The 21,190-nt window shown below is 70.6% G+C and carries 20 protein-coding genes; 17 read left to right on the forward strand and 3 right to left on the reverse strand.

Features of this window, described 5'->3' with window-relative positions:
- Positions 1-161 precede the first annotated feature (161 nt).
- The 10 genes from ACFVS8_RS16310 to ACFVS8_RS16355 all read left to right on the forward strand — a co-directional run bounded on the left by ACFVS8_RS16310 (position 162) and on the right by ACFVS8_RS16355 (position 9,772).
- On the forward strand, positions 162-1,532 hold the full coding sequence (locus ACFVS8_RS16310; RefSeq protein ID WP_387064516.1) for a glutamate decarboxylase: 1,371 nt from the start codon (positions 162-164) through the stop codon (positions 1,530-1,532).
- Positions 1,533-1,551: 19 nt separating this feature from the next.
- Positions 1,552-2,235: a hypothetical protein gene (locus ACFVS8_RS16315; RefSeq protein WP_387064519.1), complete on the forward strand. Its 684-nt coding sequence runs from the start codon at positions 1,552-1,554 to the stop codon at positions 2,233-2,235.
- 300 nt (positions 2,236-2,535) lie between these two features.
- Positions 2,536-3,972 carry a glycine betaine/L-proline ABC transporter ATP-binding protein gene (locus ACFVS8_RS16320; RefSeq protein WP_387064522.1) on the forward strand — a complete coding sequence of 479 codons (1,437 nt, stop codon included), beginning with the start codon at positions 2,536-2,538 and terminating at the stop codon, positions 3,970-3,972.
- Positions 3,969-5,006 (forward strand): ABC transporter permease, encoded by a 1,038-nt coding sequence (locus ACFVS8_RS16325; RefSeq protein ID WP_387064525.1) that lies wholly within the window; start codon positions 3,969-3,971, stop codon positions 5,004-5,006. The genes ACFVS8_RS16320 and ACFVS8_RS16325 overlap by 4 nt, the downstream gene beginning before the upstream one ends.
- A 111-nt stretch (positions 5,007-5,117) precedes the next feature.
- The gene (locus ACFVS8_RS16330) at positions 5,118-6,014 is read left to right on the forward strand and encodes a glycine betaine ABC transporter substrate-binding protein (protein ID WP_387064528.1); all 897 of its coding nucleotides are present in this window, start codon (positions 5,118-5,120) and stop codon (positions 6,012-6,014) included.
- A gap of 221 nt (positions 6,015-6,235) precedes the next feature.
- Positions 6,236-6,472 (forward strand): 50S ribosomal protein L28, encoded by a 237-nt coding sequence (gene rpmB / locus ACFVS8_RS16335; RefSeq protein WP_136708936.1) that lies wholly within the window; start codon positions 6,236-6,238, stop codon positions 6,470-6,472.
- A complete protein-coding gene (gene rpmG, locus ACFVS8_RS16340; protein ID WP_067880809.1) occupies positions 6,472-6,639 on the forward strand; it encodes a 50S ribosomal protein L33 in 168 nt (55 codons plus the stop codon). Before rpmB ends, rpmG begins: the two co-directional genes overlap by 1 nt.
- Positions 6,640-6,642: 3 nt before the next feature.
- Positions 6,643-6,948, forward strand: a complete 306-nt coding sequence (gene rpsN, locus ACFVS8_RS16345; RefSeq protein ID WP_055853966.1) for a 30S ribosomal protein S14 — start codon at positions 6,643-6,645, stop codon at positions 6,946-6,948.
- 307 nt (positions 6,949-7,255) lie between these two features.
- The gene (locus ACFVS8_RS16350) at positions 7,256-7,543 is read left to right on the forward strand and encodes an HU family DNA-binding protein (protein WP_056007305.1); all 288 of its coding nucleotides are present in this window, start codon (positions 7,256-7,258) and stop codon (positions 7,541-7,543) included.
- 231 nt (positions 7,544-7,774) lie between these two features.
- Positions 7,775-9,772 carry a cytochrome c oxidase assembly protein gene (locus ACFVS8_RS16355; RefSeq protein WP_387064532.1) on the forward strand — a complete coding sequence of 666 codons (1,998 nt, stop codon included), beginning with the start codon at positions 7,775-7,777 and terminating at the stop codon, positions 9,770-9,772.
- A gap of 47 nt (positions 9,773-9,819) precedes the next feature.
- Here the strand turns inward: ACFVS8_RS16355 and ACFVS8_RS16360 are convergent, their stop codons facing one another.
- Complete coding sequence (locus ACFVS8_RS16360; RefSeq protein WP_387064534.1) at positions 9,820-10,875, reverse strand: hypothetical protein; 1,056 nt, start codon at positions 10,873-10,875, stop codon at positions 9,820-9,822.
- A gap of 205 nt (positions 10,876-11,080) precedes the next feature.
- On the opposite strand from ACFVS8_RS16360, the gene ACFVS8_RS16365 reads away from it, so the two are divergent.
- The 4 genes from ACFVS8_RS16365 to ACFVS8_RS16380 all read left to right on the forward strand — a co-directional run bounded on the left by ACFVS8_RS16365 (position 11,081) and on the right by ACFVS8_RS16380 (position 16,491).
- Complete coding sequence (locus ACFVS8_RS16365) at positions 11,081-12,382, forward strand: ATP-dependent RecD-like DNA helicase (protein WP_387064536.1); 1,302 nt, start codon at positions 11,081-11,083, stop codon at positions 12,380-12,382.
- A gap of 117 nt (positions 12,383-12,499) precedes the next feature.
- Positions 12,500-13,726: a serine hydrolase domain-containing protein gene (locus ACFVS8_RS16370; protein ID WP_387064539.1), complete on the forward strand. Its 1,227-nt coding sequence runs from the start codon at positions 12,500-12,502 to the stop codon at positions 13,724-13,726.
- A 177-nt stretch (positions 13,727-13,903) separates the two neighbouring features.
- Entirely contained in the window at positions 13,904-14,149 is a 246-nt protein-coding gene (locus tag ACFVS8_RS16375; RefSeq protein WP_387064542.1) for a heavy-metal-associated domain-containing protein, read from the forward strand.
- Positions 14,146-16,491 carry a heavy metal translocating P-type ATPase gene (locus ACFVS8_RS16380; protein WP_387064544.1) on the forward strand — a complete coding sequence of 782 codons (2,346 nt, stop codon included), beginning with the start codon at positions 14,146-14,148 and terminating at the stop codon, positions 16,489-16,491. Before ACFVS8_RS16375 ends, ACFVS8_RS16380 begins: the two co-directional genes overlap by 4 nt.
- A 34-nt stretch (positions 16,492-16,525) precedes the next feature.
- On the opposite strand, the gene ACFVS8_RS16385 is transcribed toward ACFVS8_RS16380, so the two are convergent.
- Entirely contained in the window at positions 16,526-17,032 is a 507-nt protein-coding gene (locus tag ACFVS8_RS16385) for a hypothetical protein (RefSeq protein WP_387064547.1), read from the reverse strand.
- A 92-nt stretch (positions 17,033-17,124) separates the two neighbouring features.
- Between ACFVS8_RS16385 and arfB the strand changes: the two genes are divergently transcribed.
- Positions 17,125-17,571, forward strand: a complete 447-nt coding sequence (gene arfB, locus ACFVS8_RS16390; RefSeq protein WP_387064550.1) for an alternative ribosome rescue aminoacyl-tRNA hydrolase ArfB — start codon at positions 17,125-17,127, stop codon at positions 17,569-17,571.
- Positions 17,572-17,645: 74 nt separating this feature from the next.
- Here the strand turns inward: arfB and ACFVS8_RS16395 are convergent, their stop codons facing one another.
- Positions 17,646-18,650, reverse strand: a complete 1,005-nt coding sequence (locus ACFVS8_RS16395; RefSeq protein ID WP_387064553.1) for a LacI family DNA-binding transcriptional regulator — start codon at positions 18,648-18,650, stop codon at positions 17,646-17,648.
- Between the two features lie 234 nt (positions 18,651-18,884).
- Between ACFVS8_RS16395 and ACFVS8_RS16400 the strand changes: the two genes are divergently transcribed.
- Both ACFVS8_RS16400 and ACFVS8_RS16405 read left to right on the forward strand, forming a co-directional pair.
- Complete coding sequence (locus ACFVS8_RS16400; protein WP_387064556.1) at positions 18,885-20,204, forward strand: ABC transporter substrate-binding protein; 1,320 nt, start codon at positions 18,885-18,887, stop codon at positions 20,202-20,204.
- A gap of 100 nt (positions 20,205-20,304) precedes the next feature.
- Positions 20,305-21,189, forward strand: coding sequence for a carbohydrate ABC transporter permease (locus tag ACFVS8_RS16405; protein WP_387064558.1), 885 nt, complete (start codon positions 20,305-20,307; stop codon positions 21,187-21,189).
- Position 21,190 lies beyond the last annotated feature (1 nt).

The following is a 21,190-nucleotide window of genomic DNA, read 5'->3' on the forward strand; positions in this document are numbered from 1 at the left end:
CCGCGCTCGCGTGGCCCGATCGAGGGGTGTCGGAGCGCCCTCGATCCGGCGTATCGTTCGGCGGGTAGACGGTGACCGACCTGGGGAGCGGGCACCTCCTCGGTCGTCGGCTCCCGCATGCGTTCAGGCCGGAGCCGACCGACCGCTCGAAGGAGAGATCCATGGCGTCAGAGGACGAGGCACTCCTGCCCACATTCAGCCGAGTCGGGGAGTCGACGACGGCGCGCTACACCGAGATCCCCGAGGGATCGATGCTGCCGGAGACCGCCTACCGCATCGTCAGCGACGAGATGATGCTCGACGGCAACGCGAGGCTCAACCTCGCGACCTTCGTCGGCACGTGGATGGACGAGCACGCCGATCGCCTCTACGCCGAGGCGTTCGACAAGAACATGATCGACAAGGACGAGTACCCCGCGACCGCCGCGATCGAGGAGTACTGCTGGCGGATCCTGGCCGACCTCTGGAACGCGCCCGACCGCCACGACGTGATCGGCACGTCGACGATCGGATCGTCGGAGGCGTGCATGCTGGGCGGCCTCGCCCTGAAACGCCGCTGGCAGCACGCGAGGCGCGCGGCGGGCAAGCCCGCCGAGAAGCCGAACCTCATCCTGAGCTCGGCCGTGCAGGTGTGCTGGGAGAAGTTCTGCAACTACTTCGACGTCGAGATGCGGCTCATCCCGACGACCGACGAGCATCCGCTCATGGACGGCACGGGCCTCGAGCACGTCGTCGACGAGAACACCATCGGCGTGGTCGCGATCATGGGCGTCACGTACACGGGCGCCTACGAGCCGGTCGCCACGATCGCGGCGAAGCTCGACCAGATCCAGTCCGAGACCGGGCTCGACATCCCGATGCACGTCGACGGCGCCTCGGGGGCCATGGTGGCGCCCTTCCTGCAGCCCGAGCTCGAGTGGGACTTCCGGGTCGAGCGCGTGCAGTCGATCAACACGTCGGGGCACAAGTACGGACTCGTCTACCCGGGGGTCGGGTGGGTCGTCTGGCGCAACGTCGCCGCACTGCCCGACGATCTGGTGTTCCGCGTGAGCTACCTCGGCGGCGAGATGCCGACGTTCGCGCTCAACTTCTCGCGCCCCGGCGCACAGGTGCTGCTGCAGTACTACCGCTTCCTCCGCCTCGGCAGGAACGGGTACCGGCAGCTCCAGCAGACGACGCAGGATGTCGCACGCTATCTGTCGGGCGCCATCGGCCGCATGGACGCCTACGAGCTGCTGACCGACGGCAGCGACATCCCCGTCTTCGCGTGGAGGTTGAAGCCCGGGCACACCGACAGGTGGACCCTGTACCACCTGTCGGAGCGACTCCGGATCCGCGGATGGCTCGTGCCGGCGTATCCGCTGTCGGGCGAGCAGTCCGACCAGACGGTCATGCGCATCGTGAGCCGGGACGGGCTCAGCCACGATCTCGCCGAAGACCTCCTGCGCGACATCCGCACCGAGACGGCGTTCCTCGACTCGCTCGAGGCGCCGATGCCGCACCCGGGACTCGGGCCGACGTTCCACCACTGATCGCGGAGAGGCGTCTGCCGTGGGCGAGACCACCGAGCCGCGCGTCTCGACGGTGCGGCGACTGCGTCGCGAGGCCTGGGGCTTTGCCGCGGGGTCGGCCTGCTTCTTCGCCGGAGCCCTGCCCTGGTACGCCGCATGGATCGGCGCGGTCGGCACCGCCACCACCTTCGTGGTCGGATCGGTGCTCTTCACGGCCGCCGCGTTCATCCAGCTGAGCCTCAGCGGTCGTTCGGCGCCGCACCAGGACACGAACCCCGCCGACCGCGCGGACTGGTGGGCGGCGGCCGTGCAGTTCGCCGGAACGCTGCTGTTCAACATCTCGACGGGCGCGGCGCTCGCCGCGGCCCTCGCCCGCCCGGACCTCGCCGGCGCGGGCTGGAAGCCGGATGCCTGGGGCTCGCTCGCCTTCCTCGTGTCGAGCACGCTCGCCGTCATCGCGACGAAGGACCGCGGGACCCTGTGGGACCTCGACGCGCGCACGTGGCACGGCACCTGGTTGAACGCCGCGGGATCGGTCGCGTTCGCCGCCTCGGCGCTCGGAGCCTACGTGCTGCGCGCCTCCGGCGATCTCGTCAGCGAGCTCTGGGCGAACCTCGGCACCGCGCTCGGCGCGCTCTGCTTCTTCACCGCGGCACTGCTCTCACGGAGGAGCATTCCGAAACCTGAGGGCACGGAACCCCAGATCAGGACGATTTCCGAGTGAGGGATTTGGCGACCCCCGTCGGAGGGCCATACGGTTGAATGCGGCCCTGACGGGCCGCCCAACCCAGTCCGCGCCCTCCGGGCGAGGCCGCCCCGGCGGCACTCACCTCGGAGGTCGTACGGTTCCGCGCGTGGTGCATCGCCCCGATGGCGATGCGCGCTGGAGCCGGGATTCGCACGACCTCCGTCGCTGCTTGAGTCCCGGATCCCGGATCGCCGCAACCCGGCCGTGACGCGTGCGCTCCCGCCTGCCTCCCTGCACCCGGCTGCGGTTCCCGCACGTGCCGATGGAGCACCTTCGATGCCCGAACAGCACAGCATCCCCCAGCAGCACAGCATCCCCGAACAGCCCGGCAACAGCGGGCGGACTGCCGCCGAACCGCGCGCAGCATCCGACGCCGACCTCGCCCCCGTCGACGCGCTCGCGGTTCGGGGGCTCACCAAGTTCTTCGGTCGCCGCCCGGCGGAAGCGCTCGAACGCCTGCGAGCCGGCGCGACGCGCGCCGAGCTCGCACCGCTCGGCACCGCCGCGGTCGTCGACGTGGACTTCGACGTGCGCCAGGGCGAGATCTTCGTCGTCATGGGCCTCTCCGGCTCGGGCAAGTCGACGCTCATCCGCATGCTCAACGGGCTCGTCGAGCCCACCGCCGGCACCGTCACGGTGATGGGGGAGACGCTCACCGGCGTCGCACCCCGCCGACTCCGCGGCATCCGTCGTCGGCACGTCGCCATGGTGTTCCAGCACTTCGCGCTGCTGCCGCACCTCACGGTGCTCGACAACACCGCCTACGGGCTCGAGATCCAGGGCGTCGCGGCGTCGGAGCGCCGAGTGCGCGCCCAGCGCGTGCTCGAGCGGGTGGGACTCGCCGAGTGGGCCGACAGCATGCCGTCGGAGCTCTCGGGCGGCATGCAGCAGCGCGTCGGCATCGCCCGGGCGCTCGCAGCGGACGCCGACATCCTGCTCATGGACGAGGCGTTCAGCGCGCTCGACCCGCTCATCCGTCGCGAGATGCAGGAGCAGCTCGTCGAGCTCCAGCAGGAACTCGGCAAGACCATCGTCTTCATCACGCACGACCTCAACGAGGCGATGTTCCTCGGCGACCGCATCGCCGTCATGCGGGACGGCCGCGTCGTGCAGATCGGCAGCGCCGAGGAGATCCTGACCGACCCGGCCGACGACTACGTCGCGCAGTTCGTGCAGGACGTCGACCGCGCCCGCGTGCTGACCGCCGGCAACGTCATGGAGACGCCCCGGGCGATGGCCTCCGGCTCGGCCGGACCTCGCGCGGCCCTGCGCGCGATGCGCGACCTGCAGACGTCGATGGTCTTCGTGGTCGGCGCCGGCCGGCGGCTGCTCGGCGTCGCCCACGACCGCGACGTGCTGCGGCTCGTCCGGCGAGGCGAGCGCTCGCTCGAGGGCGCGATCTCGAACGACTACCCCGTCGTCGGACCCGACACGCACCTGTCCGAGCTCTTCGAGAGCTCGGTCGAGCAGGACCTGCCGCTGGCCGTGGTCGACGACGAGGGCCGCCTCCTCGGGGTCGTGCCCCGGGTGACCCTGCTCGCCGCGCTCGGCAACGTGAGCACCGACACCGGCGAGCTCCAGGCGCTGCAGACGCCCGCGACCGTGCCCGTCGACGTCATGACGGCGACGCTCCGCGAGACCGCGGCCGCCGCCCCACCGGACACGCCGGTGCCCGCCGACGAACTCGCAGCCCTGAGGGGGAGCCTCGCATGAACGACTTCCGACTTCCGCTCGGCGACCTCGCCGAGGGCTTCATCGACGTGCTCACCGACACCCTCGGGTGGTTCTTCGCGATCATCCGCACGGTCTTCCTCGCGTTCTACGACGCGGTGGAGTTCGTGCTCGCCACCCCGCCGTTCTGGATCGTGATCGTGGCCCTGGCCGCGCTCGCCTGGTTCCTCAAGGGGTGGAAGCTGTCGCTCGGCACCGCCCTCGGCCTGCTCGTCATCGTCGGCGTCGACCAGTGGGACCACGCGATGGAGTCGCTCGCACTCGTGCTCGTCGCGAGCACCATCGCGATCGCGCTGGCCGTGCCCGTCGGCATCTGGACCGCCCGATCCGACCTCGCGTCGAGGATCGTGCGCCCCGTGCTCGACTTCATGCAGACCATGCCGGCGTTCGTCTACCTGATCCCGGCGCTCATCCTCTTCCGCGTCGGCGTCGTGCCCGGCATCGTCGCGACGATCGTCTTCGCGATGGCCCCCGGCGTGCGGCTGACCGAGCTCGGCATCCGCGGCGTCGACAAGGAGGTCGTCGAGGCCGGTCACGCCTTCGGCGCCTCGCCCGGCCGCATCCTGCGCCAGATCCAGCTGCCGCTCGCGATGCCGAGCATCATGGCCGGCGTCAACCAGGTCATCATGCTCTCGCTCTCGATGGTGGTCATCGCTGGCATGGTCGGCGCAGGCGGACTGGGCGGCGACGTGGTCGCCTCGCTCAACCGCATCGACGTCGCCCTCGGCTTCGAGGCCGGTCTCTCGGTCGTGATCCTCGCGATCATCCTCGACCGCATCACTGGCGCGCTCGGCTCCGGCGCGGGCCGGCGTCGCGCGGGCCGGAAGTCGTCGAGCCAGGCGACGGGTGCCCAGGCGACAACTGCCCAGGCGACGGGCGCCCAGGCGACGAGCGCACCCGCGACCGGCGCATCGGCGACCAGTGCTCCGGATGCCGCTGCGCAGGCGACGACGTCTCCGACCGCTGCCTCGGCGGCACCTGCGGCCGACGCGCCCGTGCCCGCCCGCACGGCCTGACCTCCGCAGAACCCCGGCCGCGGCATCCGATCGCCGTCGCCGCCCCGTCGCGCGCCTGCGCGGCATCCCCAACACCCGCGGACCACAGCCCGCGGGAGGAAAGGAAACACCATGAAGAAGTCCGTGTCTGCAGGAGCCCTCGCGCTCGCCGCGGCATCCGCCCTCGTGCTGGCCGGCTGCTCGGCCGACGGCGGCGAGGCCGAGACCCTCGAGAACGGCGACCAGAAGGACGTCACGATCGCCGTGTTCAACGGCTGGGACGAGGGCGTCGCCGCGAGCGAGCTCTGGAAGGCGGTGCTGACCGAGCAGGGCTACGACGTGACGATCGACTACGCCGACCCCGCACCCGTGTACAGCGGGCTCGCGAGCGACGACTACGACGTGACGCTCGACACCTGGCTGCCGACGACGCACGCCGACTACGTCGAGGAGTACGGCGACGACATCGTCGACCTGGGCGCATGGAACCGCGACGCGAAGCTCACCATTGCGGTGAACGCCGACGCCCCGATCGACTCGCTCGACGAGCTGGCCGACAACGCCGACCTGTTCGGCGACCGCCTCGTGGGCATCGAGCCGGGGTCGGGCCTGAACCGGGTCACGACCGACGAGGTCATTCCGACCTACGGGCTCGACGACCTCGAGTACCTCACGAGCTCGACGCCCGCGATGCTCTCGGAGCTGACCGCGGCGACGAAAGCCGGGGAGAACATCGCCGTCACGCTCTGGAGCCCGCACTGGGCGTACGACGCGTTCCCGCTGAAGGACCTCGAGGACCCCGAGGGCGCGCTCGGCGGCTCGGAGGGCATCCACTCGTTCGGCTCGGCGTCGTTCGAGGAGACCCACCCGACCCTCGCCGGTTGGCTGAGCGCCTTCACGATGGACTCGAAGCTGCTGTACTCGCTCGAGAACGCGATGTTCAACGAGAACGACTCCGACGACTACGGCCCCGTGGTCGAGCAGTGGATCGCCGACAACAGCGACTACGTCTCGACCCTGACCAGCTGAACCCCTGGGCGGATGTCGCGGCAGCCCGCCGCGGCATCCGCTCGATTCGGCCGTGATCGGCCTCTCTGGTAGACTGTACCTTTGGCTGGGTACATCCACTGCCCAGACCGCGACAATCCCACTTCGTTCCCCGCGAGAAATCGCGGGTTCCGGCGTGTGGTCGTCAGCAGACAAGAGACCTTGGGAGGGGCATCCGCCCCTCGGTATTGGAGGAAAGACCAATGGCAGCAGTGTGCCAGGTGACTGGAGCCGTTCCCGGCTTCGGTCACAACATCTCGCACTCGCACCGCCGGACGAAGCGCCGCTTCGACCCGAACGTGCAGAAGAAGACCTACTACGTGCCCTCGCTTCGTCGTAACGTCACCCTGAACGTGTCCGCCAAGGGCATCAAGGTGATCGACGCCCGTGGCATCGAAGCGGTCGTCAAGGACATCCAGGCTCGTGGGGTGAAGCTCTAATGGCGAAGCAGCAGGACATCCGTCCCATCATCAAGCTCCGTTCGACGGCAGGCACCGGGTTCACCTACGTGACCCGCAAGAACCGTCGCAACAACCCCGACCGTCTCGTGCTCAAGAAGTACGACCCGGTGATCCGCAAGCACGTCGATTTCCGAGAGGAGCGCTAAACAATGGCGAAGAAGAGCAAGATCGCGCGCAACGAGCAGCGCAAGGTGATCGTCGACCGCTACGCGGCGAAGCGCCTCGAGCTGAAGAAGGCCCTCGTCGACCCGAACGGCACCGACGAGTCCCGCGAGGCCGCTCGCGTCGGCCTGCAGAAGCTCCCCCGCAACGCATCGCCCATCCGCGTGCGTTCGCGTGACGCCATCGACGGCCGCCCCCGCGGTGTCCTCACGAAGTTCGGCGTCTCGCGCGTCCGCTTCCGTGACATGGCGCACCGTGGCGAGCTGCCCGGCATCACCAAGTCGAGCTGGTAAGCACCCGCTTTCCGAAAGGGGCGTCCCGGGTTCTCCGGGGCGCCCCTTTCGTCGTCTCCGGGCATCGATGACGGATGCCGCGGGCGGCCGCGGCGCGCATCGCGCGACCTCGATCGGTGGGCCGCCATGGTCGTCACGGCGCGACACGCCGGGTCATCCCTGCCCGAAAAGGCCGGAAATCCGCGAGATTCCGGGGTTCTCTGCTACATTCGAGGCGGCCCGAACGGCCACGGGGGCGGTTGAACGATCGTTCCCGAAATTCATAAAACTGCTGTACAGAACAGCGAACGTCCGAGGAGGACATTCAATGGCTGACAAGTCGCTCAACAAGACCGAGCTCGTCGCGAAGGTCGCTGCGTCGACCGGGCAGAGCCAGGCCACCGTCGACGCCGTTCTCGGCGGCCTCTTCGAGGCCCTCGCCGAGTCCGTGGGCTCGGGCACCAAGGTCTCCATCCCGGGCTGGCTCGCCGTCGAGCGCACCCACCGTGCCGCCCGCACGGGCCGCAACCCGCAGACCGGCGCCGAGATCCAGATCCCGGCCGGCTACTCGGTCAAGGTCTCGGCAGGCTCCAAGCTGAAGGCTGCCGCGAAGTAACTTCGCGACCCCGAAGGGCGTCCGGCTGCGGCCGGGCGCCCTTCGTCGTGCACGGGCGATGCGGCCGAGCGGACGTCGTCGTGCTCCGCGTGCTGCGGCTGGGCCCGTCGTCGCACTCGGCCTGCCGCGGCCGGGGCGGGACGTCGTCGCGCTCCGCGTCCCGCCGCTGCCCGGCCACCCGCGTAACCTCCTGTGGCCGGGCAGGCGCCGTGCGCCGCGTAGGCTTGTCCGGTGCCCCGCTCAGTCCGTGTGTTCGGCCCTGCCGCCCTCATCGTCGCCGCGCTCGTGGCGACGGTCGCGGCACTCGCCTACGGCGGGGGAGCCGCGCCGCAGCTGATCCAGGACCCGGGGCCCTTCGCCCGCTGGGGCCTGCCGATCGCGAAGCTGTTCGTGAACCTCGGTGCGGCCGGCATGCTCGGCGCCCTCGTGCTCGCGGTCTGGGCGTTGACCCCGAAGCGGCGCGAGTTCGACGTCGCCCTCGACGTCGCCGCCGCATCCGCTGCCGTGTTCACCGTGGCCAGCGCCCTGACCGGCCTGCTCACGTTCCTCGTCGTCACGGGCGTTCCGCTGAGTCTCGGCGACACCTTCGGCGCACAGCTCGGGCAGTTCCTGACGACGATCCCGCTCGGGCAGTCGTGGCTCACGACGACCCTCGTGGGCGCCGCGGTCACCGTGCTCTGCTTCGCGGTGCGCAACCACACCGCCCTGGTGTTCGTGGCGGTGCTCGCCGTCGTCTCGCTCGTGCCGATGGCGCAGCAGGGGCACTCGGCCGGCACGGCCGGGCACAACGCCGCGATCACGTCGCTCGGCCTGCACCTCGTGTTCGCGGCCGTCTGGCTCGGCGGGCTGCTGACGATCGTGCTGCTGCGCCGCGAGCTCGACGGCGTGCGGCTGCCGGTCGTGCTCGCGCGCTACTCGACCGTCGCCCTGATCTGCTTCATCGTCGTGGCCGTCTCGGGGTACGCGAACGCGGCCCTGCGCATCGGCACGTGGAGCCAGCTCGCCACGCCCTATGGCGTGCTCGTGGTCGTGAAGCTGCTCGCGCTGCTCGCGCTCGGCGGGTTCGGGGCGATCCAGCGCCGGTACCTGATCGGGCGGATGTCGCGCGCGGCCGATTCCGGCGCGGCCGGCGCCCGCCCGGCATCCCGCATCTCCGAGTTCTGGGTGCTGGTGGTCGCCGAGCTCGCGTTCATGGGCATCGCCTCCGGCGTGGCCGCCGCGCTCGCCCGTACCGCGACGCCCGTGGCCGAGGAGCCGGGCGTCATCGCGCAGACGCCGGCCGAGATCCTGACGGGCGAGCCGCTGCCGCCGTGGCCCGACCTGTACCGCTACTTCACCGAGTGGAACCTCGATCTGCTCTGGATCCTCGGCTGCGCGTTCGGCATCTTCTTCTACCTCGCGGGCGTCTGGCGCCTCCGGCGTCGCGGCGACAAGTGGCCCGTGTACCGCTCGGTGCTCTGGGTCTCGGGCATGCTCCTGCTCGCGTACATCACGAACGGCGGCGTGAACGCCTACGAGCAGTACCTGTTCTCGGCGCACATGGCGGCGCACATGGTGCTGACGATGGCCGTGCCGGTGCTGCTCGTGCCCGGCGCCCCCGTCACGCTCGCAGCTCGCGCGATCAAGGCCCGCAAAGACGGGTCGCGCGGCGGCCGCGAGTGGATCCTGCTCGCCGTGCACTCGAAGTTCGCGGGCGTCATCGCGAACCCGATCGTGGCGGCGGTGCTGTTCGCCGGGTCGCTCTGGGTCTTCTACTACTCGCCGCTGTTCCGCTGGACGATGGTCGACCACATCGGGCACGAGTGGATGATCGTGCACTTCCTCATCACGGGGTACCTCTTCGTGCAGTCGCTCATCGGCATCGACCCGGTGCCGTACCGCCTGCCGTACCCGTTCCGGCTCGTGCTGCTGCTCGGCACCATGGCGCTGCACGCATTCTTCGGCCTCGCGATCATGTCGAGCGCCGGCCTGCTGCTCGCCGACTGGTACGGCGCGATGGGCTGGGGCACCGATGCGCTCGTCGATCAGCAGATGGGCGGCGGGCTCGCCTGGTCGATCGGCGAGATCCCGACCGTGGCGCTCGCGATCACCGTCGCGGTGCAGTGGTCGCGCAGCGACCAGAAGGAGTCGAAGCGGCGCGACCGGCATGCCGACCGCACGGGCGACGCCGAGCTCGAAGCCTACAACGCCCGCCTCGCGGCGATCGCCGAGCACGATCGGCAGGGCTGACCCCGGTCGCGCCGCGGCGATCTCGCCGTGGTCGAGGGAACGCGGGATCAGTCGGTCTGCTGCAGCTGGATCGCGATGCTGCCGTCGGGACGGATCGTCGCGCTCAGTGCGACCTTGAAGGGCCGGTCCTCCTCGAGCTGGCTGATCTCGCCGTCGAAGAGCGACTGCACCTCGACCGAGATGTGGGCGGTGCCGGCCGTCGGGGGCATGTCGAATGCCGTCTCGCCCGCCGTGAGCACGACCTCGGGGTACTCGACGATCGACCACACGGGCGTGCCGAGCACGCGGTCGTCGATCTCGATGCCGAACGGGCAGCCAGCGGGCTGCAGCACCGCCTGGGTCGCGCAGCCGTCGAGGTACGCGTCGACCTGGGTCTGCACGCGCGTGTTGAAGTCGGCGGTCGGCTGGGCGTCGACGGTCACGGCGACGTTCGCGCCGGGCTCGGTCGTGGCGGGCACCGGCGCCGCCGCGACGAGCGTGTCGGAAGCGCCGAACACGTACGCGGCCGGCGCGATCGCGAGGTAGGGCGCGGTCTGGGTGAACGCGCTCAGCTCGTCGCCGGTCTTCCCGGCGCGCGTGTCGAGGGTGAGGTCGCCGACCGTGAAGACGGGGTAGTGCGCAGCGGTGACGTCGACGACCGCGATCGGGCTCTCGACGAACTCCCAGCGGTTCAGCACGCCGTAGAGGGGGTCGATCGGCCGCACGTCGAACGACGTCTGCAGGATCGCCGTCTCGAGCCGGTAACTGGCTGTGACGGTGTGCGTTCCGTCGTCGTTCACGACGTCGTCGACGATGCGCACGTCTTCGGGCCCGGCCTCGATGACATCGGATCTCAGCATCGCGGTGGAGATGTCGGCCGACAGCCCCTTCGCCTCGAGCTCGTCGGCGTCGAGGGCGACGCCGGGCGTCGTGACGGCGGTCGCCAGATCGTCGTCGGCAATGGCGTCGAGGTAGCGCTCGACGAACGTCGCGGCGCCGTACGTGGTCTGGTTGAGCCCGCCGAGGGCGGCGAGGAAGGCTCCGACGAGCAGCACGGCGAGCCCGGCCCACCCGGCGATCGACAGCGGTGAGAGCCGGCCGCGTGCCACCCCCGAGCCAGTCACCCCGTCAGTCTAGGCGGCGACGCATGCCGCAGGCGTCGCGCCGCGGCATCCGCTCGTCCACAGGCTGCGGCGGTCTGCATGCGGCCTGCACATCCGGAGCGCCGGGCGCCGACGAACCCGCGTCGCCCGGTTACAGTTGGAGCGCGCCAGGCCGGCGCACCCAGAAGCGGCCCGCGGCGGGCGGCGACCATCACCCGGAGAACCAGTGGCCCCCACCCTCACGCGCGAGCAGACCGCGGTCTTCGAGGCGATCGAGGGCACCCGCGACCACGTGTTCGTCACGGGTCGTGCGGGCACCGGCAAGTCGACGCTGCTCAACCACCTGAACTTCCACACCCAGAAGCAGATCGTGATCTGCGCGCCGACTGGCGTGGCGGCCCTCAACGTCGGCGGCCAGACGATCCACTCCCTCTTCCGCCTGCCGATCGGCGTCATCGCCGACCACGAGATCGAGCAGAACGATGCGGTGCGCAAGATCCTGAACGCCATGGACACCCTCGTCATCGACGAGATCTCGATGGTGAACGCCGACCTGATGGACGCCATGGACCGCGCGCTCCGTCAGGCCAGGCAGCGCAGGCGCGAGCCGTTCGGGGGCGCCCAGGTCGTCATGTTCGGCGATCCGTACCAGCTCGCGCCCGTGCCGGGCGACGGCGACGAGCGCGCCTACTTCGCCGACACGTACGACTCGATGTGGTTCTTCGACGCGAAGGTGTGGCACGAGACCGACCTGCGCATCTTCGAGCTCGGCGAAGTGCATCGGCAGCACGACGCCGAGTTCAAGCACATGCTGAACGCGGTGCGGCACGGCATGGTCACCGCCGAGATCGCGGGGGTGCTGAACGGCATCGGCGCCCGGCGCCCGCTGCCCGAGCACGGCGCGATCACGCTCGCCACGACCAACGGCACCGTCAACCGCATCAACGCCACGCAGCTGCATCGCCTGCCCGGCACGTCGAAGGCGAACGAGGCCGAGGTCGCCGGCGACTTCGGCGGCCGCGCGTACCCCGCCGACGAGCGACTCGAGCTCAAGGTCGGGGCCCAGGTGATGTTCCTGCGCAACGACACCATGATCGGGCCGGAGGGCCAGCGCTGGGTGAACGGCACCATCGGCACGGTCACGCGCCTCGACCGCGAGCTGCGCGTCGAGGTCGACGGCGAGGAGCACGAGGTCGAGCCCGCGACGTGGGAGAAGTACAAGTACTCGTGGGATCCGGGCCGCAAGAAGCTCGAGCGGCAGATCGTGGCCGAGTTCACGCAGTTCCCGCTGCGGCTGGCCTGGGCGGTCACGATCCACAAGTCGCAGGGGGCGAGCTACGACACGGCGATCGTCGACCTCGGCCCCCGCGTGTTCAGCCCCGGGCAGACCTACGTGGCGCTCAGCCGGCTCACCTCGCTCGACGGCCTCTACCTCTCGAGGCCGCTCCGGCCGAGCGACATCATCGTCGATCCGGCGGTCGAGCGCTTCATGTCGGGAGCCCACCGCGAGATCGGCTCGGCGTCCTGATCGCTTGCACAGGAACGCCGGGTTAGACTCTCGTCGAGACACAGCTTAGGGGGGCTTGTGGCTGCTCGCCGGGGGAATCGGCGGCGGAGATGGGGCATCGCCGCCGGAGCGTTCGTCGTGCTCTCGATCGGGCTCCAGGGGTGCTCGTTCGGGCCCGCGAATCCGGCCGCGCAGTTCGATCCGGTCGACGCCCGGCTCGTCGACACCAGCGCCGACGCCCTGCAGGGCGTGCTCGAGCAGGCGGTCGCCCTGAGCGGATCGAGCGGCGGCATCGCCGGCGTCTGGGCTCCGTGGTCGGGGGAGTGGACCGCGGCATCCGGAACCGTCTCGTTCGACGAGGGAGCCGCGCCGGTCACCGTCGACACGCCGTTCCGCATGGGCACCATCACGTCGGAGGTGACGTGCGCGATCATGCTCAAGCTCGTCGACGACGGCAGGCTCGAACTGACCGACCAGATCGCCGACGACGTCGACTGGATCCCCTCGCTCGACGGCATCACGTACGAGCAGCTGTGCCGGCACACCTCCGGCGTCGCCGACTACTACCCCGGCCTCGAGCAGGCGTTCACGACGAACCCCGAGCGGCCCTGGTCCGACAACGAGCTCGTCGCCACGGGCATGGGGCTCTCGCGCACGGGTGCGCCGGGCAGTGCGGTGCGGGAGTCCCGCACCGGCGTGCTGCTCGTGGCGATGGGACTGCAGCGGCACACCGCGCAGTCGTGGCAGGCGCTCGCCGACCAGTACGTGTTCGACCCGCTCGGGCTGGAGGACACGGCGATCCCCGGTCCCGACGCCAGTGGCCGAGGGCTCCTCGGGGCGTACTCCGCGGCCCTCAAGGGCGACGGCAGCCCCGACTGCGCGACGCGCCTCGACCAGTCCGACCAGTCGAGCTCGATGGGCGCCGAGGCCGCCGGCGCCGTCACCTCGCTGCACGACCTGCAGGTCTTCAGCGAGGCGTTCGCCACCGGCTCGCTGTGGTCCGAGAGCACCACGGCCGACCAGTGGGCGACGCAGGCGTTGAGCGGTTCGGTGCCGACCTGGTACCAGGGCGGCATCGGCGGCTCGACCTACGGCCCGATGCGCGGCGACGTCAGCGAGGCGCCCGGCACGCTCACGGCCGCCCTCACCGACCCGACGTCTGGGCTGACCGTGGTGATCGTGCTCAACAACTCGAGTGCGAGCGACGCGTTCGTGCGCGAGGCCGCGTTCGCGCTCGCCTCGATCGGGTCGAAAGCCGACGCCGTCGACGGGCGCGAGGCGCCGCTGGTGGAGCTGCCCTGGTCGCTCGACCAGGCGACCGCGAAGATGACCGAGCTCGCGACCTGCGCGACGCCGGCGGCCTGACGACCTGATCCGTCCGTTCCCGTCGCGTTCGCTCGCGACGGCGGGGCGACGCTCGGGTGGTGTTCGCGCAGTGTCCGTCGGTGTCGGCGCACGTGTGCGGAATACCCCGGGGTGGTGTACCGTTGGGTTCGTACGAATACCCCACGGGGGTACCACCTAGGAACGCAGGAGGAACACATGAGCACGAACGAAGCATCCGGCACGACCTCGACCTTCGGCGTGGCGGGCATGACCTGCGCGCACTGCGTCGGCTCGGTCACCGGCGAGCTCGGTCGACTCGAGGGCGTCACGTCGGTCGACGTCGAGCTCGTCGCGGGCGGGGTCTCCCGCGTGACCGTGCAGAGCACGTCGGCCGTCGGCGCCGACGAGATCGCGTCCGCCGTCGACGAGGCCGGCTACGAGGTGGCCGAACTGGCCTCATGACCGCCCAGCAGGTCGACCTGCTCGTCGGCGGCATGACCTGCGCGTCGTGCGCGGCGCGCGTCGAGAAGAAGCTCAACCGCATGCCCGGCGTCGAGGCCACGGTCAACTACGCCACCGAGAAGGCGAGCATCCGCCTGACCGACGGCGTGAGCGTCGACGACGCGATCGCGACGGTCGAGGCGACGGGCTACACGGCCACCGCACCCTCGCCGAAGGCGACCGCGGCCGCGGCCGACCTCGCTTCCGCTGGGGCGGGCCGCGCCGATGCCGGCGACCCCCGGACCACCAGCGCCGGATCGCACGACGACGGCAGTGCGCACGAGCGCGACGGCGCGGCATCCCTGCGTCGTCGGCTCATCGTGTCGACCGTGCTCGCCGTGCCGGTCGTCGCGCTGTCGATGATCCCCGCGCTGCAGTTCACGAACTGGCAGTGGCTGGCGTTCGCGCTCGCCTTGCCGGTCGCCCTGTGGGGGGCCTGGCCGTTCCACCGGGCCGCGTGGATCAACCTGCGCCACGGCGCCGCGACCATGGACACCCTCGTGAGCGTCGGCGTGCTCGCGGCCCTCGCCTGGTCGGCCTACGCGCTGTTCTTCGGTCACGCGGGCATGCCGGGCATGACCATGTCGTTCGAGCTGTTCACCGCACCCGGCGCGGGCGCCGACGAGATCTACCTCGAGGTCGCGGCCGCGGTCACGGTCTTCGTGCTCGCCGGCCGCTACGCCGAGGCGCGTGCCAAGCGAAGCTCGACGGCGGCGATCACGGCGTTGCTCGAGATGGGCGCCGGCGATGCATCCGTGCTCCGCGACGGCGTCGAGGTGCGCGTGCCCGTCGCCGACCTCGCGGTCGACGACCGGTTCGTGGTGCGTCCGGGCGAGAAGATCGCGACCGACGGCGTCGTGGTCGAGGGGGCCTCCGCCGTCGATGCGAGCATGCTGACGGGCGAGTCCGTGCCCGTCGAGCTCACGCCGGGCGATGCCGTCGTCGGGGCGACGATCAACGTCGACGGGCGACTCGTCGTGCGGGCGACGCGGGTCGGCGCCGACACCGAGCTCGCCACGATGGCCAAGCTCGTCGAGCAGGCGCAGGTCGGCAAGGCCGACGTGCAACGCCTGGCAGACCGCGTCTCGGCGGTGTTCGTGCCGATCGTGATCGGGCTCGCGCTCGCCGCGCTCGTCGGATGGCTGCTCGCAGGCGCCGGCCCCGAGGTCGCCTTCACCGCCGCGGTGGCGACGCTCATCGTCGCGTGCCCCTGCGCACTCGGCCTCGCGACGCCCATGGCGCTGCTCGTCGGCACCGCGCGCGGCGCGCAGCTCGGCATTCTCATCAAGGGGCCGCAGATCCTCGAGTCGACGAGGCGCGTCGACACGATCCTCCTCGACAAGACCGGCACCGTCACGAGCGGGCGGATGTCGCTCGCCGAGGTCGTGCCCGCGCCCGGCGAGCACGAGGCGGAGGTGCTGCGCTTCGCGGGGGCGGCCGAGTCGGGGTCGGAGCACCCGATCGCGCGGGCGATCGCTGCTGCCGCTGCTGCCGATGCTGCCGCTGCCACCGCTGCGGCATCGCAGGCGGATGCGGGCGGGCTCGCGCCAGCCGAGTCCTTCGCCTCGTCGCAGGGCCTCGGGGTGCAGGCCGTCGTCGACGGCCGGCTCGTGCTCGTGGGCCGTCCGGCGTGGCTCGCCGACCAGTGGGCCGTCGAACTGCCCGCCGTGCTCGAGACGCGTCAGGCCGAGCTCGAGGCGTCGGGCGCGACGGTCGTGGCCGTCGCGTGGAACGGCGCGGCACGCGGCATCCTGAGCGTCTCCGACACCGTGAAGCCGACCAGCGCGGCCGCCGTCGCGCAGCTGAAGGCGCTGGGCCTGCGTCCGGTTCTGCTCACGGGAGACAACGAGCGCGTCGCAATGTCGGTCGCCGCCGAGGTCGGCATCGACGAGGTGCGCGCCGGGGTGCTGCCCGCGGGCAAGGCCGAGGCGGTGCGCGAACTGCAGGCCACCGGTCGGGTCGTCACGATGGTCGGCGACGGCGTGAACGACGCCGTCGCGCTCGCGACCGCCGATCTCGGTATCGCGATGGGCACGGGCACCGACGTCGCGATCGAGGCGAGCGACCTCACGCTGGTGCGCAGCGACCTGGTGGCCGTGGTCGATGCGATCCGGCTGTCGAGGCGCACGCTCGCGACGATCAAGGGCAACCTGTTCTGGGCGTTCGCGTACAACGTGGCCGCGATCCCGGTCGCGATGCTCGGCATGCTGAACCCGCTCGTCGCGGGCGCCGCCATGGCGTTCTCGTCGGTGTTCGTGGTGGGCAACAGCCTGCTGCTGCGGAGGTTCCGCGGGGTGCGGTGACGCGACGCTCGGGCAGCGGCGGAGTCGAGCCGGGTCAGCGCCGGGTGAGGAAGGCGAGCTCGACCAGCCACTGCTTCTTGCGCCGCTCGATCCGAGGGTCGGTCAGGTAGGTCTCGCAGCGTGCCGCGAACGCGTCGCCGCCCGGGACGTCGTGCCGATCGAGGGTCAGCCCCTGATCCTGCACCCAGGTCAGCAGCAGGCGGTTCGCGGCCATCGACGTCGCCCGGTAGGTCAGGACGGCGTAGTCTCCGGCGGGCAGCGTGCCTGCGCCGACCCGTCCATCGCCGGCATGGGCCGCACCCGTGACCCCGACCTCGATCTGCATCGGACCGGCCATGTCGACCACGTGCAGGCGGAGGAAGAAGTGTCCGGTCGGCTGCACCTCGTGATCGCCCAGCCAACCGATCAGCTCGGCGAGCAACCGGTCGCGGGCGGCGAGCATCGTCCGGAACGGCACGGTCTCGCGGATGCCGAGCGTCGCGACCTCGCTGCGGGCCTCGACGCGCGGCCCGTCCACGAGGTCGACATCGACGACGGTCATGGCCGTATTCTCGCAGCCCGCAGCGGCGGGACCGGGGATCGAGTTCCGACGGCCGGTCGTTTCTGCGAAGCGCGAGCGAGCATGATGGACCCATGCCCGCTGCCCACCGTCCCGGCCTCAGGGTGAACGCCGGGCTCACGATCCCCGAGTCCGAACTGTCGTGGCGGTTCTCGCGTTCGTCGGGTCCCGGCGGGCAGGGCGTGAACACGGCCGACTCGCGCGTCGAACTCGTGTGGGATGTCGCCGGCTCCGCCGCACTCGCTGCTCTCTCCGATGCCCAGCGCGAGCGCCTGCTCGATGGACTCGGCGCACGCCTGGTCGACGGCGTGCTGACGATCGCGGCATCCGAGCACCGTGCGCAGCTGCGCAACCGGGATGCCGCGCGCGAGCGCCTCGCCGCACTCGTGGCCGAACTGCTCCGGCCACCGCCGCCGAAGCGTCGGGCGACGAAGCCGAGCCGCGGCGCCAAGGAGCGCCGCCTGCAGGAGAAGAAGCGGCGCACCGACGTCAAGCGGCTGCGCCGACCGCCGAACGACTGACGGTCGCGAGGGCTGAGCGCCGACGCGGGCTCGAGGGTGGGCGCGGGGCGAGTGCGTCGTCGCGGGCGCGGGCGTCAGTCGCGCCGCCACGCCTCCCCGAGCGTCGAGCGGCGCGCGATGAGGTTCGGCACGAGGGCCACCGTGCGGGGGAGCGCGGTCGAGGGTTCGACGATCTGGTTGATCAGCATCTGCGCGGCGACGCGGCCCATCTCCTCGCCGGGCTGGGCGATGGTGCTGACCGGAGTGGCGCTCTCGGAGACGAAGTGGTTGTTGTCGTACCCCGTGATCGCGAGGTCTGCCGGTACGTCGAAGCCCGGCTGCTGGTCGAAGACCTGGATGCAGCCGATGGCGAGCAGGTCGGATGCCGCGACGATGCCGTCGAAGCGCCCGGCCCCGCCGTCGATGATGTCGCGGGCCGCGTGGCGTCCGTGCGAGATGTCGACGCCGCGGGTCTCGATGATCTCGAGCGTGACGCCGTCGCTCTCGTCGACCGCGCGACGTGCGCCCTCGTACCGACCGGCGACCGCGCTCAGCAGGAACGGCCCACCGACGAATGCGAGACGGGTTCGCCCGAGGTCGATGAGGTGTCGCGCGGCGAGGTAGCCGCCCTGGCGTTCATCGACGACGACGCCGGAGTGCAGGGCGTCGAAGGGCTCGGCGTTGACGTAGACGAGCGGCGTGCTGCGCACGGTCGGCATGCGCGGGGCGACCCACGGCGTCGGGGCGAGCAGGATGCCCGCGACCCGCGACTCCTCGAAGAGCTCGAGGTTGCGCTGCTCGCGCGCGGGGTCGACGTCGGTGTTCGCGATGAGGAGGTTCATGCCGTGCTGCCTGAGCAGCGACTCCGCGCCCCGCGCGATGTCGACGAAGAACGAGTTGTCGAGGTCGGCGAGCACGAGACCGACGGTGGTGCTGCTGCCTGCCGCGAGCGACCGGGCGGCGTCGTTGCGCACGAAGCCGAGCTCGGCGATCGAGGCGAGCACGCGTCGCCGGGTGGACTCCGACACCTTGTCGGGGTTGTTCAGCGTGTTCGAGACGGTGCCGATCGCGACGCCGGCGTGGCGCGCGACATCCGCCATGCTGGGCTGGGCCCTGGCGACTCGACGTCGTTCAGCAGCGATGGGGCACCTCCGTGTGCGGTGGCGACGACCGCGGGTCGCCGGTTCCTCGATATGCTCCCACGCTAGCCGCCGATGACGGTCGAGGAGAATGAAGCGTTTCAAGAATGTGACCGAACTTGCGTGACAATTCTTGAATCGATGGCTATCTTATCGGTGAAGCGCTTCAATCGGCGCCACATTCAAGGAGGAATTGTGACCACCACAGCATTCATGCGGCGGCGTCTGCTGCCCCTCGGTGCACTGCTCGGCGCCGGCGCACTGGCGCTCACCGCGTGCGGCCCCGCAGACGGCGGCAGCAGCGCCGGAGGCGACGACAAGACATTCACCTACCTCGGCCAGACCGAGAACACCACCATCGTGAAGACCCTCGAGACGCTCGGCGGCGACCAGTGCGCAGCCGAGGAGAAGGCCGCCCCGCTCACGACCGACAGCATCGCCGGCACCCAGTGGGACCAGAAGCTCCAGCTGCTCGCCGGCCAGGGCGCGCTCTCCGACATGTCGATGGCCGCCGGCACGCCCTCGCTCATGCAGCAGTTCATCGACGCAGGCCAGGTGCAGGACCTCTCGAAGGCGCTCGACGACCTCGGCGTCGCCGACGAGATCCTCCCGGCTGCCGAGTCCACGATCAAGGCGCTCTACGGCGGAGACACCCTGTACGCGCTCCCGACCGAACTGAACATCGAGGGCTTCTGGTACAACAAGCAGCTCCTCGCCGACAACGGCATCGAGGCGCCGACGACGTGGGACGAGCTCGTCGACGCCGCCGCGACGCTGAAGGCGGCCGGCATCCAGCCGTTCTCGGCGGCGGGCAAGGACGGCTGGCCCGTCACGCGCCTCGTCGGCGACTACATCGTGCGCGACCTCGGGCCCGACGCGCTCAAGAAGGTGGCCGACGGCGACGCCAAGCTCACCGACCCCGAGTACGTCGCGGCGGCCGACGCGGTCGCCGAACTCGGCAAGGCCGGGTACTTCGGCGACGCGGTCGGCTCGGTCGACTACAACGCCGCGATGAACCAGTTCCTCACCGGCGGCTCCGCGTTCTTCTACATGGGCAGCTGGGCGCTCGCGAACTTCAACGACCCCGAGCAGAACCAGATCGGCGCCGACAACATCGGCTTCGCGCAGTTCCCGGATGTCGCGGGCGGCGCGGGCAGCATCGACCAGGTCCCCGCGAACGTCGGCATCCCGGTGATGCTCTCGAGCAACGGCTACACCGACACGACGGCCGACTGGCTCAAGTGCATCGCCGAGAACTACGGCGACACCGTGCTCGCCGACAGCGGCGTCGTCTCGGGCTTCGCGCTCGAGAACCCGCCGGCCGACCTGCCCGAGACGACCCAGACCGTGCAGGACGTCATCGCGAACGCCCCGTCGAGCGTGCTCTGGTTCGAGGCGCTCTTCACCTCGAAGGGCACCACCGTCAGCCAGACCAACGGCGGCGGCCTCGGCAACGGCACCCTCAGCGGCGCCGAGTTCATGGACCTCGTGCAGTCGGCGAACGACCAGGGCTGACGCCCGACCCACCTCGCATGGCCGGGCCGCGGCACCAGTCGCGGCCCGGCGATGCCGCACCAGACCTGCCGCCCCGGCGGCCGAACCAGATTGCCATCCCATGGACAAAGCACTCGGCGACAAGCGCACCATCCTGATCCTGCTCGGGCCCGCGCTGCTCGTGTACAGCCTCATCATGCTCGTGCCGATCGTGTGGTCGCTCGGCTACACGGTGATGGACGGCAACCCGATCATCGGGTTCCAGTTCACCGGCTTCGACAACTTCGTCACGTTCTTCAGCGACCCGGCGGCGTGGGAGGCGATCGGCTTCACGCTGAAGTACGCGCTCGCGCTCACCGTGCTGCAGGTCGGCGTCGGCTACGGCCTCGCGCTGCTCTACGTGTTCTGGCTCCGCAAGGCGTCGAGCGTGATCCGCACCATCGTCTTCTTCCCGGTCGTGCTGCCGACGGTGGCCGTCGCGCTGCTGTTCCAGCGGCTCTTCGAGGCGGCGCCGACCACCGGCCCCGTGAACGCCCTGCTCAACTCGTTCGGCATCGCATCCGTCGACTGGTTCGGCACGCCGGATGCCTCGTTCTGGATCGTGATCCTCATGGACCTGTGGCGGTCGATGGGCTTCTACGCCGTGCTGCTCTACGCCGGACTCGTCGACATCCCCGACGAGCTGCTCGAGTCGGCCCGCCTCGACGGCGCCCACGGCTGGAAGCTCGTGCGCAGCATCGTGCTGCCGCTCTCGCTGCCCGTGCTGCTCTCGTCGCTCATCTTCAGCATCAACGGCACGCTCAAGGTGTTCGACACGGTCGTCGCCCTCACGAACGGCGGGCCCGGCAACGCGACCACGCCGCTCACGCTCTACATGTTCCAGACCTCGTTCACCTACGGCGACTACGGCTACGGCTCGACGATCGCGCTGATGCTGACGATCCTCTGCCTGCTGTTCACCGTCTTCATCTTCCGGTCGACGCGCCGGGACCTCACGAAGGGCTGAC

This window comes from Agromyces sp. NPDC058110, from assembly GCF_042884735.1.
Taxonomy (GTDB): Bacteria; Actinomycetota; Actinomycetes; order Actinomycetales; family Microbacteriaceae; genus Agromyces.